Genomic DNA, 13,760 nt, shown 5'->3' on the forward strand with positions numbered 1-13,760 from the left:
CAAGCTTGCCTCAAGTCTAAAGAGGGCGCCGAGGTTGACACCTTAGCAGCGCGACCCAAGGTTCTTTGAACCTAGATCGCGAGCCGATACAATATGCTATTTATGTATCGTTCTTTCTTTTCGGAGAAAGCTCTGCTGGAGAGCATAAACTGTCATGGGTTATGGAGCGGTAGTTCAGTTGGTTAGAATACCGGCCTGTCACGCCGGGGGTCGCGAGTTCGAGTCTCGTCCGTTCCGCCAACACTTTTCTCAAGTCTAAAGAGAACGCTTAGGTTAACGCCTTAGCAGCGCGACCCATGGTTCTTCGAACCTAGATCGCGAGCCGGAATGCCGGACCATCGGTCTCGTCAGTTCCGCCAATACTTTTCTCAAGTCTAAAGAGAACGCTTAGGTTGACACCTTAGCAGCGCGACCCAAGGTTCTTCGAACCTAGATCGCGAGCCGGAATGCCGGACCATCGGTCTCGTCAGTTCCGCCAATACTTTTCTCAAGTCTAAAGAGAACGCTTAGGTTAACGCCTTAGCAGCGCGACCCAAGGTTCTTCGAACCTAGATCGCGAGCCGGAATGCCGGACCATCGGTCTCGTCAGTTTCGACAATACTTTTCTCAAGTCTAAAGGGACGTTTTGAATACGTTAAATTCAGGCATTTTGGGTGTGTAGCTCAGTTGGGAGAGCATCGCCCTTACAAGGCGAGGGTCAGCGGTTCGAACCCGTTCACACCCACCAGAATGCGGAGCGGTAGTTCAGTTGGTTAGAATACCGGCCTGTCACGCCGGGGGTCGCGAGTTCGAGTCTCGTCCGTTCCGCCAATACTTTCCTCAAGTCTAAAGAGGGCGCCGAGGTTGACACCTTAGCAGCGCGACCCAAGGTTCTTCGAACCTAGATCGCGAGCCGGAATGCCGGACCATCGGTCTCGTCAGTTCCGCCAACACTTTTCTCAAGTCTAAAGAGAACGCTTAGGTTAACGCCTTAGCAGCGCGACCCAAGGTTCTTCGAACCTAGATCGCGAGCCGGAATGCCGGACCATCGGTCTCGTCAGTTCCGCCAACACTTTTCTCAAGTCTAAAGGGACGTTTTGAATACGTTAAATTCAGGCATTTTGGGTGTGTAGCTCAGTTGGGAGAGCATCGCCCTTACAAGGCGAGGGTCAGCGGTTCGAACCCGTTCACACCCACCAGAATGCGGAGCGGTAGTTCAGTTGGTTAGAATACCGGCCTGTCACGCCGGGGGTCGCGAGTTCGAGTCTCGTCCGTTCCGCCAATACTTTCCTCAAGTCTAAAGAGAATGCCGAGGTTGACACCTTAGCAGCGCGACCCAAGGTTCTTTGAACCTAGATCGCGAGCCGGATTGCCTGACCATCGGTCTCGTCCGTTCCGCCAATACTTTCCTCAAGTCTAAAGAGAATGCCGAGGTTGACACCTTAGCAGCGCGACCCAAGGTTCTTTCAACCTAGATCGCGAGCCGGATTGCCGGACCATCGGTCTCGTCCGTTCCGCCAATACTTTCCTCAAGTCTAAAGAGAATGCCGAGGTTGACACCTTAGCAGCGCGACCCAAGGTTCTTTCAACCTAGATCGCGAGCCGGAATGCCGGACCATCGGTCTCGTCAGTTTCGCCAATACTTTCCTCAAGTCTAAAGAGGGCGCCGAGGTTGACACCTTAGCAGCGCGACCCAAGGTTCTTCGAACCTAGATCGCGAGCCGGAATGCCGGACCATCGGTCTCTTCCGGACCAAAGATACTTTTCTCAAGTCTGTTTTATCCCCCCTGCTAAAGTTTTTTGCCCGGATCTAACTGTTTAATAACATTCTGTTGTCTGCTCCATGGCCTCAAGGCCCAAAACATCTACTGCACAGCCTCCATCAAAACAGATCAACTTGCCGGTTATAACGTCGACAGTTCCCCGTAAAGCTGGTGCCTCCGCGCGACCCTTAACGGTGTTAACGCGCCTGAAAGCAGGCGTAACTCGATCCTATTCACTACACTCAGTAGGACAACAGTGACCCAGCACGGAGAGTCACAGTGTATTCAAACGCAAAATAAGTCACATTTTGACAAAATAGTGGGGCCATCTTTACTAACTGCTAATCAAGTCACAGTCTCTCAGGGGCGGTGTGCATAGAATGATCACACTGATCGAAGGTCTGCTCTGATTTACAACAGGGCAAAAAAGTGCATTTGAGGCAGCATATGGCAGCAAGAAACAGCAAGGAGCTATTCGAGGCAATAATTTTCTTTGGCAACAAAGTGGTCGCAAAAGAGATGCGCTATTCTGAATTCGAAGCGGTACTCGACGGCGTGGTGGGGATTACCGAGTTGGCGAATAGGGAGATTTACGCCGCTTACGTCAAGATAACTCCGTCCTTAAAAGTCCACAGTCTTGTGACTTTTCAAATCGAATTCAATGAACGCGGTTTCGCCGATGAGGATTGGAACATACCGCTGCGCCATTTAGCTGAGAATGCGGGCCCCGGCCCTGATCTAGGTGCTGGCCCGATTCGGCTTGCCTGCCGGAGCCAATGTTCGGTGTCCTGGTACCAGCGAGAATTATGGGAGCCTAATCAACGTGACATTGATCATTTTTGCCTGCTACAAGAGGCCGTAACGCGTAATAAACTCGGTCTTATCACCGACGACGAATTAAATACCATCCCCATTTTGTCGGCGCCGACACCCGCGCCCGCTCAGCTCAACGAACCGGAGATTGAGGTCCCGCTGATGTGCGATCCGGTTGACACCTCTGACTGGCAATCCTCGCAACAACTGACAGCACAAAGCGGCTCGGAAAAATTGCGCGCGCAGGCCGGAGAATTTCAGGCCAAGGTCGATCTGTTGATTCAGCGTCAGAAGCAGACGATTCAAGCTATGGAGGAAAAGTATCGCGTGGAGATTGAGCAGGTAAAGCGCGCCATGCGTAATGAGGCGCAGAGCTATCGACATCATGGTCAGGACTTAGAGCAACAGGCCAACCACAACAAGGTTTTGTTGGAGAAAATGCAGGCCCGAAATACTCGACTCGAACGGGACCTGATCCAAGCCCAAGAGCAGGCTGAGAGCCACAAGGACCAGTTTAATAGCCTCAAGGAAGAGCATCTAGAGCTGTTACACAATCAACGTGTGGCCGACGATGATAAAACTCGGCTAAGCATCGAATTAAAAGAACGGCTAACCCTTCAGGCCCTGGAAATGGAGGAGCAGAACGATGAACTGGCGAAATATAGACGGGCTAATAGCGCACTGACGGACCAAATAGAGGGTTATCAACGACAGGTTGTTGTCCACAGCGATTCAACGTCCAGTGAGTTGGCCGAACTACGCGCCCTAATCGACCAGAAGCAAGCAGAAGCGAGCGACCTCAAGGCCAGGTGGGTGAGTCAGTCGGTCGATTACGAGCGCTTAAGCAAACAGTATGATCAAGCAAGTCATGCGTTGGCCGAGTCCACACAGTCACTGAAAAGCCTGACCAGTGCCAGTTTTAAAACCCAAGAATTACGGAAAACCCTCGAGTTCCAAGCCCAAGATCTTGAACAACGATTAGGAGAGTCTCAGCGTGAAAATGAACAACTCAAACGCGATCGAATCGAGGCAGAAGACAATGCGGTGGCCAATGTCGAAGTCTATGAGAAAATGGAAAAGCTGGAGTTGGTCTTTGTTGCCTATCATCCCGGTGCCGGCCATATCAGCTTGCCGGCCCGACAACTCGAAGACTATCTCGATAAGCCCTTGAGTTTCGCCGCACAGAAATGCAGTGTTACACTGGAACATTATAAAAGCTGGTTAGTGCACTATGATGGCTCTGAATGCGAACAATGTGGTGTGCCGGTGAAGCGTATTGACACCCCCTCTGACTATCAAATCGGCGTTAACAACCGATGCACTAAACACCGACTCGACAGCGGCAATGTCACCCAATTCCGGCGCAGCAGCTGAGTGCGGTCAGTCCAGAGTATCTTTGCCAGTCTACCCAGCTTGACCCAATCCGCCTGGCCCCAGCGCCCCAATGTCTCAATAATTCGCGGTGATCTGCTGCATCCAGTGGTTTCCGGCAATAAACTTTATAAGCTCCAGCCTCTGCTGGAGGCTGCCCAAGATAGCGGTCTGCAAACCCTTATCAGTGTCGGCGGGCGTTACTCTAACCATCTGCATGCGCTCGCCTGGGCCAGCCGGGAAGCCGGCCTGCAATCAGTTGGTTTAGTGCTTGGTTATGCGGCCCAGGTCTTAACGCCGACCTTGCTCGACTGTCAACGTTGGGGCATGGAGCTGCATTTTGTCGATCGGCAGACCTATCAAGAGCGCTATACTGATGGTTTCTGGCAGCCATGGTTGTCGCTCTATCCGAATTCGATGCGGGTCAATGAAGGCGGCTGGTCTGCAGAGGGCATCAAGGGTAGCGGACTCTGGTGGCAAGGCATTGACCCGGACACCGATCTGGTGGTTTGTGCGGTGGGCTCTGGCAGTACGCTCGCCGGGTTGGCCACGCACGCACCCGCGAAAGTGTCTGTTGTCGGTGTTCCTGTCTTTAGGGATGCCGATAACTATCAGGACCTGCAGACCAAGATGGCGGCCCTATCGCTTGGCTCTGAACAATACAGCCTGTGGACCGATTTTGCCGGTCCGGGGTTCGGCAAGCTCAGTCCAGCGCAGCGAACATTCAGTCAGCAATTTAGCCTGGCGTCCGGTATCGCCCTGGATCCGGTCTATACCGCTAAGGTTTTTTACGCTCTCGAGTCCCAATTAACCGTCGACCCACACCTGCACAATCGAAAAATAGCCATATTGCATACCGGAGGACTTCAGGGTTGCCGACAATGATGTGGTATAATGCCGCTCTAATTTGATTGAGTGTTTCGCTGAATGGCAAAAATTAATTGGTTTCCTGGCCATATGGCTAAGGCCCGTCGACAGATCAGTGAAATAATCCCTAAAATCGATGTCGTTATCGAGATCCTGGACGCTCGTATCCCCCATTCGAGCATGAATCCAATCTTGACCAAGATCAGGCGCGACAAGCCGGTACTTCGCTTGCTCAGTAAGGCCGATTTGGCCGACCCTTTGGTGACTGCCAAATGGCAATCATTCCTAGCCCAGGAAAAAGATATCATGGTGGTCGCCATGGTCATGAGCGATCGCAAGCAATTGGCGAAAATTCCTGATTTTTGTCGGCAAATGGCGCCACATCGTGGTGGTATCGCCAAGCCGGTGCGGAGCATGGTGGTGGGCATTCCGAATGTCGGTAAGTCGACCCTGATCAACGGTTTGGCGGGCAAAAAGGTTGCTCGAGTCGGCGACGAACCGGCCGTCACGCGCAATCAACAACGCATTCAGATTTCTAATGATTTTACCCTGATGGATACGCCGGGAATTATGTGGCCTTCCCCTGAAAGCGAACTGGGTGGTTATCGATTGGCCGCCAGCGGCGCCATTCGAGATACTGCGGTGGAATATGAGGACATAGCGCTGTTCGCCGTGGATTATTTGATTCAGCGTTATCCGGAAGCCCTGATTGGTCGTTATAAACTGGCCTCGGTGCCCGATACCGCGACGGCCTGCATGGAAGCGATCGCGCGCAGTCGCGCCTGCGTTCGAGGCCGCGAGGTCGATTGGCACAAGGTTAGCGAAGTCGTGCTTAAGGATTTACGTTCTGGCGCTCTAGGTCAAATCAGTCTGGAAGAACCAGACCAAGAGTTTATCTATAGAGACTTGCTCGACGAATAGACCCACTTGCCGGAACTGCTTATTCCTCCGTTAAACGGCGGATATGCAGTTCCGCGCTTTCGGCCAAGGCGGCCAAGTGGTAGCCCCCCTCAAGTACCGACACAATGCGGCCGGCGCACAGTTCATTGGCCAGCGTCACAATCGCGTCGGTGAGCCAGTAAAAATCCTCGCTCTGCCAATTAGTCTGACTCATCGGGTCTTTAGTGTGCGCATCAAAACCGGCGGAAATAAATATCATCTCCGGTTGGTGGGCCACCAAGGCCGGACGCCATTGTTCCTGCCAGGCCAGTTTGACATCGCGAAAGTCTGAGTAGGCCACCATTGGCGTGAGATGAATATGGGGATGCTCGGCGGCCCAATGGCTATTGGGATAAAAGGGGTGTTGGAAGCTGGTAAAGATCGCCACGTCGGGACGGTTTTGAAACATTTCAATGGTGCCATTACACTGATGAACATCGAAGTCGATGATCGCCACTTTTTTTAAGCCATGATGTTTAATAGCGTGTTCGACGGCGATGGCCACGTTGTTAAAAAAACAAAAGCCCATAGTTACATTCGGTTCGGCATGGTGTCCCGGCGGACGCACCGCGCAAAAGGCGCGATCGAATTCACCATTCAGAATGCCATCGACCGCCTGCACGCCCGCGCCCGCCGCGCGATAGCTGGCCTCCCAGGTATAGGGCCCAATCAGCGTGTCCGGATCAGCCTGCACCAGGCCCTGTTTCGGGCTGATCCGGTCGAGCTGCTCAACATAGGTCTGATGATGTACCCGGAGCACCTGTTCGGTGCTGGCCTGCTCGGCCCGCAGCTGCACTAAGTCCGGCATCAGGCCCGTCTTTATCAACTGTTCACGAATAGCTTGGGTGCGGCGCGGCGATTCCGGATGATCCTCGCCCATATCATGCAGCTCGCAATGTTCATGGAAAATCAGGGCTGTTTTTGTCATGGTTGATTTAAGCCATTGAATGTCCTTGCAGTATAAGGCTAGAGTAAAGGCTTAGCATTCCGACTTTGGTTTAATAATGCCCGATCTTAGCCCTTTTTTTGCCCCCAAATCCATCGCCGTCATCGGCGCATCAGAGCGTGACAGCAGTATGGGCGGTTTGGTGTTGCAAAATTTGCAGGGCTCAAGTTTTGCCGGCCCTATTTATGCTGTGAATTTAAAAGGCTATGGGCAGGTGTTTGGCGTGCCCTGTGTGCGCTATCTGCGCGCCATCAACGATTCGATCGACCTGGCCATTGTCTGTGTGCCGCCGGCGGCCATTCCGCGGGTGCTGCGCCAGATGGGTCGGCTAAATATTCGCGCCGCCTTGATCTTGACGGGCGGTTTGGCACGGCAGCTGAATTTCAGTTCGCAAAACAATGAAAAGATCGCCCGCATCGCAAAAGAACTGAATATCCGTCTGATGGGCCCCAATTGCCTGGGGATACTGGTACCCGATCATAAGCTCAATGCCAGTTACAGCCACCTCGATGCGCTACCGGGCAGTGCCGCCTATGTCGGCCATTCTGCCGCTCTGGGCGCGGCCTTGCTCGACTGGGCCGGCGCGCGCGGCATTGGTTTCTCGCATTTTTTAACCCTCGGCGCCAGCGCCGATATTCGTATTTCCGATGTCGTGGATCATTTAGCCACTGACCGGCGGGTTAAGGCCATCCTGATTCATTTGGAACAGATCCGCGATGCGAATCGCCTGTTAACAGCACTGCGTGCGGCATCGCGGTCAAAGAAAGTACTGGCCATTCGAACCCATAATCGGGGCGCGGTGGCCAATGGCATTTCGGACGTCTATAAGGTTGATGCCGAATTCTTTTCCCGTGCCGGTGTGCTCCAAGTCGACACTATTGATGGGCTGTTTCAGGGTTTAGAGGTGTTGGCGCGATCGCGCCCGCTCTATCATCGGAACTTAGCCATCGTCAGTAATGGCTTGGGTACGGCAATGTTGGCGCGCCAGTATCTATTGAAAAATCAGGGTGAATTGGCTCCGCCGCCGAGTGCCAAACTGATCCAAAGCCAGACCTGGTTTCACAGCGAAACGGGTGGCAACCCTGCGGTGCTGCCGCCCCAGTCCAGCGGTGAAGATTATGTCGCGTGCCTAAAAGCACTGGAAACCGAACCGGGCCTGGGCGCCATTCTGGTGATTCACAGCCCGAATCGCCGCTCGGTAAGCGCCGATTTAGCGCCGGCCTTACTAAAGTATATTAAGCGCAGTCGACGCCTGGTATTAACCTGTTTTCTCGGCGGCCTGACCACCCAAAGTGCCCGTCAAGCCTTCGATAGTGCCGGGTTGCTGAATTTTGATTCGCCCACAGAGGGCGTTAACGCTTATCTGACATTGTCCCGACATGCGCATGCGCAGGAGCGGCTGCGCGAAACTCCCAGCAGTGATGCCTTAGAGTTCGCGCCCGACCGGGATCAGGCTGAGCGGGTGATCGCTCAGGCGCGTCAAGATCGGCGTACCTATCTGACCTGGCCAGAAGCGCGTCAGCTTTTACGCGGTTACGGCTTTAAGCTGGTCGGTAGCACCTTCGATACCGATTTTGAACGACTGCTGACGCGCCTGACTCCGCGCTTTTTCCCTGCCGCCTTACGTCTGGTACACCAGACCTATAGCTATCCTTTTGCCTACCAGAATGTGCCTGCGGCGCGTTGGCGGGGCGCCAAGATAGAATTGGCCGATGCAGCGGCCTTGCGCGCTGCCAGTGTGGAATTAACGCGGGAAAAAAATCGCCGCCTGCCCGATTCCGAAATACTCGGTTGGGCGGTACAGCCGATGCGGCGTAAGGTTGATGCCATTCAGTTCAGCCTGGGTATTACCCGAGATCCCACTTATGGCCCATTAATCTTCATCGGTGAGGGAGGCTCTCACGCCGATATGTTAGTCGATCGACAGGTGGCCCTAGTGCCACTGAACTCAGCGCTGGCGAAGCAGCTCATTCAAAAAACCCATGGCTATCAGGTGCTGTTAGAGCGCAGTGAGCAGCTAGTCGACGATATGGAGCGCTTGATTCAGCATCTTATCGGCTTGTCGCAGATGGTGATCGATAACCCGCGTCTGATGGGCGTGGAAGTGAATCTGCTGTTGCAAAATAACAGCCTGCCGGTGGTTCTGGGGGTTGCCGCGTCGATTGGGGATAAGGTTAGTCCGGCCTTGAACCCCTATCCGGCGGAACTGGAGGAACACTGCGTGCTGAAGAACGGTCTAGCCATGCTCATTCGACCGATTCGCGGTGAAGATGAGCCGGAGTTGAAGGCCTTCTTTGGCCGTTTCGACGCCGAGGCCTTGCGTTTGCGCTTTTTTTACAGTCGCTTGAAATTTGAACATTTGGAATTAGCGACCATGAGTCAAATCGATTATCGGCGCGAAATGGTGTTTGTCGCAGAGGACCAACGGGGCATCCTGGGCGAGATGCGTCTGTGGCTCGACATAAACCATAATGAACTGGAGTTCGCCATCATGGTGGCCCCTGAGGCACAAGGAACGGGCCTGGCAGGGCTGTTGATGGACAAGACCGTGCGTTACGGAAAGAGTCTTAAAGTCAGTCGACTGGTCGCCGATGTACTCCCCGAAAATGGCGCCATGCTTGGTCTGGCGAAACATTTCGGCTTCAGTGTTGGCTCTGAAGATGAGATCATGAAAGTGACCAAATCACTCGACTGATACCATTGCATTGGGAAGAGACACTATGCTGTACGAATTGGGTAGGCATCAAATTGAATTGCCAGGCATCGCGCCGGTATCGGATGCTCAAAGCAAGATTATTCTCTGGTATCAGGGGCAAATATTGACCCAAGATCGGCAGATTGCCTGGGCCGAAGCGGATGTACCTTATCCCTATACGGCGCGCGAATTTGTCGGGTTATTGGACGGTAAGGCGTATTTCACCGCATCCGTCAGTCAGGTATCCGCCGATCAGTCACTGTCGTCACTGCGCGATATCGCCTATCTCGATGAGACGGCCTTTATGCTCTGCGCCCGCTCCCGTGGCCTATTGGAGTGGCGCACACAACATCAATACTGTGGCCAATGTGGTCAGGTGACACACCAGATAGCCGGGGAGAATGCCCTCAGCTGCAGCCCCTGTCGCCTCAGGTTCTACCCGCGCATATCGCCCTGCATTATCGTCTTGATCACGCGGGGTGACCAGGTGTTGTTGGCCCAAGGCGAAAATCACAAGGAGCGGGGTTGGTACAGTACATTGGCCGGGTTTATCGAGTCGGGCGAATCGGCTGAGCAGGCTGTTATGCGCGAGGTTAAGGAAGAGGTCGGCGTGACGATCAAAAATATTCAATATCTAAACAGTCAGGCTTGGCCTTTTCCAAACCAATTGATGTTAGGTTTTCACGCCGAATTTGAGGCTGGCGAGATCGTCCCCGCGCCCGGGGAAATTGCCGATGCCCAATGGTTTAATATACACGACTTGCCGAAACACCCGCCCAGTGTTTCGATCGCCGGATGGCTGATTCGACAATATATCGATAACTATCGGGCCTAATCGGCCGGTGGTTTTTTTTGCGCATCGCGGTAGATGAAATAGCCAAAGCCGGCAAAGAAAGCAATCATCAAAGCCACCACAGCGATGCCTGCCAGTACAACAACGTCAAGGTACATACTGATCTCAGTTACAGATTAAGAAAGATCAGTGTAATTAGATCGGTGGGGGAGAAGGTGACCCATATCAGTTAATGGTCACAATGCGAATCTTGAATGCAAACCTTGCCTTAGTCGAGGCCGAGCTCAATCCGTTCGCACTCGGCCAAGGAGGCCATCGAGGTCAGCTCGACAAAGTTTCCGATTACTATATCTTTAGCGCTGCCCGTTGCTTCTAATAAATTTTGCTTTTGAAAACGGGTAAAGACTCGGCTTACGGTTTCCACGGCCAAACCGAGATAGTTGGCAATGTCGGCACGCGACATAGTGAGGCGATAGGACGTGCCGGAGAAACCTCGGCGTTTAAAACGTGCGGCCAAATTAATTAAAAAAGACGCAATACGCTCTTCTGCACTTTTTTTGCTGAGCAGCAACATCATCTGTTGTTCGCCCCGCAGTTCTTTACTCATTAGGCGCATCAGTTGACGTCTTAACTCGGGCATCTTACCCGCCAATTCATCCAGGCGATCGACCGGAATCTCACAAACGTTGGTGGTTTCCAGCGCCTTGGCCGAGGAGGGGTGGTTAATGGAATCGTAACTTTCTAAGCCAACCAACTCACTGGCCAAATGAAAGCCGGTAATTTGTTCTTCACCATCGTTGGTTAAAGTATAGGTTTTTATCGTCCCGGTGCGCACGGCGTAGACAGATTTAAATTCGTCGCCCTGATAAAAAAGATGCTCTCCTTTTTGCAACGGGCGGCCTCGCTTTATGATCGCATCCAGAGAGTCCATTTGGTCAACCGATAAGGCCAACGGTAAACAGAGTGGATGAAGACTGCAGTTTTTACAGGCGGTGGTTAAACCCATGACAAGGCTCCGAGCGGTAAAGCTTAATGAAATTTAAGCATACTACAGTTTTGCTTCGCTTGTGTTTCCTAACACTGATCTATTGCATTATCGTTTTATTCAGGCCTCCACGTCTTAACCAAGGTGCTGGCCAAAGGCGCATAGGGTTGATCAACATCGGTGGCGACGAGCGGGATACCACTGGCGCGCAGATCGGTAAAGTTGAAACGCTCGCGATCCGACAGTTGTGATAATGAAACATTAGCCATCGAGCGTTGAATGCTCTCGATCCGACCGGGGAACTGCGCTTCCCAATCTTGGCACATGGTTTTTATGGCCTGACGTTGCAGGCTATCTTGAGAGCCACAGAGATTGCAGGGAATAATAGGATAGTTCATCAGGCTTGAGAATCGGGCAATGTCGGCTTCCCGACAATAGGCCAAGGGCCGGATTAAAACATTGGTTTGGCTGTCACTGAGCAGCTTCGGGGGCATGGCCTTGAGTTTGCCGCCGTAAAACATATTGAGGAAAAGCGTTTCAATAATGTCGTCTCGATGATGACCTAAGGCGACCTTGTTGGCGCCAATTTGATCGGCAAATGCATAGAGGGTGCTGCGCCGCAAACGTGAGCAGATCCCGCAGGTTGTTTTCCCGTCTGGGACCGTATCCATCACAATCGAGTAGGTATCCCGCTCAAGAATATGATACGGCACGCCGAGGGCTTGTAGATAGTTGGGTAAAATTTCTTCAGGGAAATCGGGTTGCTTCTGATCCAGATTCACCACCACCAGTTCGAAGTCGATGGGTGCGCTCTTTTGCATGCTGAGCAACAGATCGAGCATGGTATAGGAGTCTTTGCCACCGGATAGGCAGACCATGACCTTATCGCCGGCTTCAATCATATTGAAATCGGCCAGCGCTCGGCCGGTATCGCGGCGCAAGCGTTTTTGCAATTTAGAGAGTTCAAGCTTGTCACTTGTGGCAGTGCCGAGCGGTATCTGTTTGGTAGATTGGGACATGTGATTGACAACTAATAGGGGATAATTTGCCGAGATTGATAACACGCCAGGTCAGGCCAGTAAATGGTTTTCACCTATAACAGATCTTTTTCAGCTGTTTTCCAGCTAATTGACCAAAAAAGACCTCATTTAGAGCCAGATTGACCCGACGCCGCGGTATATTTATTTAGGGTTTCTGAGCCAATTGTTGTTTTTGTGCCCATAAATCAGGCAGATGCTCGAGTATCACCTGATCGATTTCGGGCAGGCGATCATGCGACTTCAGCGCGCGCGGATAGGTTGGCTGGGTCCGATCATCGACCAAATGTTGCCATTGACCGGTCAGTTCGGTGAACCTCCGGGCGAAGTCGGGACCATAGTTTAGGCAGCCGTTGAGGATGACATCCAGATAACTTTGCATGATCGGTCGCTCGGCATGCGGCGCGGCCTGACTGGTGCCGACATAAGCCCATAAGGTGCCCAATACTGGCAATGCTGAGGTGCTCATGGCCTCGACCGAGGCCCATGGCACCTGAATCCGCCGGTAACCCTGTTCTCGGACATCAAAACGACTCAGGTTATCCTCATCGACGGCAAAGAACACGCCATTGCAGTGCGCATGCGCATCACTGTGCGCGCCCACGGCCGTCGCGGCATAATCTGGCACATGGACCGACCACTTGCGCGCAATGCCCTGTACTTCGACCGGATGAGCCGGTCCCGACACGCCGGTTCGGCTGCGACTATCGGAGCAAATTAGGCTGCCATAGCCGAATATATAATTCATCAGTTACCTCAGGTTTTGGTAGGCATCAAGCCAAAGGGTGCCGGCAAACAAGAGCATAATGCCGGCGAGCACAAACTTTACTTTCGGATGGTACAACCAGGGTCGGATGCGGTTGGCCATCAACGCCGAGCCAACCATTGCCGGCAGCGTGCCTAAGCCAAAGAATAGCATGGCCAGAGCCGACTGCAGGACATTGGGCATACCCAGGCTAAATGCGACGGCGGTGTAAATCAGTCCGCAGGGAATAAAGCCCCATAATAGACCGATGCCATAGGCCGCTCGCGCCGAATCGATCGGCAGCAGTTTCTTGCTTAGGGGCTGCAAACGTCGCCACAGTGGGAAGCCAAGCTGTTCAAAATTCTTTAGCCATCGGTTCCACCCCAAAAAATAGAGCGCGCTTAACGCTAATAGCAAACCAGACAAGACCTTAAGCCACGGCAGGGTATGACTGGGCAGTAGGTGGGCAAAGTAGCTAAATAGCGTCCCTAGGAAAACATAGGTGGTGACCCGGCCGATACTATAATAGGCCGTCAGAATCGGGCGAGTTGAGTTGAGTCCGGCCGCTACCATAAGGCCGCCACACATCCCCATGCAATGGCCCGCGGACACTAGGCCGATCAAGAACGCGGCGAGTAAATCAGTCGTCACTATCCTGCTCCTTGTCTGGCTTCGGTACCATATGGTCGTCATCCTCAAACAGAATGCGCTGGCCTGGACTGTCCAGATCGTCGTATTGGCCACTGCGCACCGACCACCAAAACAGCAGTCCGGCAACCGCCAACAAAAATAGGCTTGCCGGTATCAAGAGTAACAGTATATCCACA

At 52.9% G+C, this 13,760-nt stretch carries 12 protein-coding genes and 5 tRNA genes; 10 read left to right on the forward strand and 7 right to left on the reverse strand.

Going from position 1 to position 13,760, the window contains the following annotated elements; genetic code table 11:
• Positions 1–163 precede the first annotated feature (163 nt).
• The 8 genes from REIFOR_RS04970 (at position 164) to ylqF (ending at position 5,714) form a co-directional block, all read left to right on the forward strand.
• Positions 164–240: transfer RNA gene (locus REIFOR_RS04970), tRNA-Asp, on the forward strand.
• A gap of 411 nt (positions 241–651) precedes the next feature.
• Positions 652–727, forward strand: a tRNA-Val gene (locus tag REIFOR_RS04975).
• A gap of 6 nt (positions 728–733) precedes the next feature.
• Positions 734–810: transfer RNA gene (locus REIFOR_RS04980), tRNA-Asp, on the forward strand.
• A 292-nt stretch (positions 811–1,102) separates the two neighbouring features.
• A tRNA-Val gene (locus REIFOR_RS04985) sits at positions 1,103–1,178 on the forward strand.
• A 6-nt stretch (positions 1,179–1,184) separates the two neighbouring features.
• Positions 1,185–1,261, forward strand: a tRNA-Asp gene (locus REIFOR_RS04990).
• A gap of 928 nt (positions 1,262–2,189) precedes the next feature.
• Positions 2,190–3,929, forward strand: a complete 1,740-nt coding sequence (locus tag REIFOR_RS04995) for a coiled-coil domain-containing protein (RefSeq protein WP_100256516.1) — start codon at positions 2,190–2,192, stop codon at positions 3,927–3,929.
• On the forward strand, positions 3,930–4,811 hold the full coding sequence (locus tag REIFOR_RS05000; RefSeq protein WP_100256517.1) for a 1-aminocyclopropane-1-carboxylate deaminase/D-cysteine desulfhydrase: 882 nt from the start codon (positions 3,930–3,932) through the stop codon (positions 4,809–4,811). It begins immediately after the preceding gene.
• Between the two features lie 42 nt (positions 4,812–4,853).
• A complete protein-coding gene (gene ylqF, locus REIFOR_RS05005; protein WP_100256518.1) occupies positions 4,854–5,714 on the forward strand; it encodes a ribosome biogenesis GTPase YlqF in 861 nt (286 codons plus the stop codon).
• A 19-nt stretch (positions 5,715–5,733) separates the two neighbouring features.
• On the opposite strand, the gene REIFOR_RS05010 is transcribed toward ylqF, so the two are convergent.
• Positions 5,734–6,660, reverse strand: coding sequence for a histone deacetylase family protein (locus tag REIFOR_RS05010; RefSeq protein WP_100256519.1), 927 nt, complete (start codon positions 6,658–6,660; stop codon positions 5,734–5,736).
• A gap of 76 nt (positions 6,661–6,736) precedes the next feature.
• Between REIFOR_RS05010 and REIFOR_RS05015 the strand changes: the two genes are divergently transcribed.
• Positions 6,737–9,373 (forward strand): bifunctional acetate--CoA ligase family protein/GNAT family N-acetyltransferase, encoded by a 2,637-nt coding sequence (locus REIFOR_RS05015; RefSeq protein ID WP_100256520.1) that lies wholly within the window; start codon positions 6,737–6,739, stop codon positions 9,371–9,373.
• Between the two features lie 25 nt (positions 9,374–9,398).
• The gene (nudC, locus tag REIFOR_RS05020) at positions 9,399–10,208 is read left to right on the forward strand and encodes an NAD(+) diphosphatase (protein WP_100256521.1); all 810 of its coding nucleotides are present in this window, start codon (positions 9,399–9,401) and stop codon (positions 10,206–10,208) included.
• Here nudC and ccoM read toward each other — a convergent pair.
• From ccoM to ccoS, 6 genes are all read right to left on the reverse strand, one after another.
• Entirely contained in the window at positions 10,205–10,324 is a 120-nt protein-coding gene (gene ccoM / locus REIFOR_RS17125) for a cytochrome c oxidase subunit CcoM (protein WP_287419582.1), read from the reverse strand. The genes nudC and ccoM overlap by 4 nt on opposite strands.
• Before the next feature lie 110 nt (positions 10,325–10,434).
• Positions 10,435–11,172 (reverse strand): fumarate/nitrate reduction transcriptional regulator Fnr, encoded by a 738-nt coding sequence (gene fnr / locus REIFOR_RS05025; RefSeq protein ID WP_100256522.1) that lies wholly within the window; start codon positions 11,170–11,172, stop codon positions 10,435–10,437.
• A gap of 95 nt (positions 11,173–11,267) precedes the next feature.
• Complete coding sequence (gene ttcA / locus REIFOR_RS05030; protein WP_100258701.1) at positions 11,268–12,170, reverse strand: tRNA 2-thiocytidine(32) synthetase TtcA; 903 nt, start codon at positions 12,168–12,170, stop codon at positions 11,268–11,270.
• A 166-nt stretch (positions 12,171–12,336) separates the two neighbouring features.
• Positions 12,337–12,936, reverse strand: a complete 600-nt coding sequence (locus REIFOR_RS05035) for a gamma-glutamylcyclotransferase family protein (protein ID WP_100256523.1) — start codon at positions 12,934–12,936, stop codon at positions 12,337–12,339.
• Positions 12,937–12,939: 3 nt separating this feature from the next.
• Positions 12,940–13,584 (reverse strand): sulfite exporter TauE/SafE family protein, encoded by a 645-nt coding sequence (locus REIFOR_RS05040; protein WP_158524293.1) that lies wholly within the window; start codon positions 13,582–13,584, stop codon positions 12,940–12,942.
• A complete protein-coding gene (gene ccoS, locus REIFOR_RS05045) occupies positions 13,574–13,759 on the reverse strand; it encodes a cbb3-type cytochrome oxidase assembly protein CcoS (protein ID WP_100256525.1) in 186 nt (61 codons plus the stop codon). Before ccoS ends, REIFOR_RS05040 begins: the two co-directional genes overlap by 11 nt.
• Between the last annotated feature and the right edge of the window lies 1 nt (position 13,760).

It is taken from the genome of Reinekea forsetii (assembly GCF_002795845.1).
Classification (GTDB): domain Bacteria; phylum Pseudomonadota; class Gammaproteobacteria; order Pseudomonadales; family Natronospirillaceae; genus Reinekea; species Reinekea forsetii.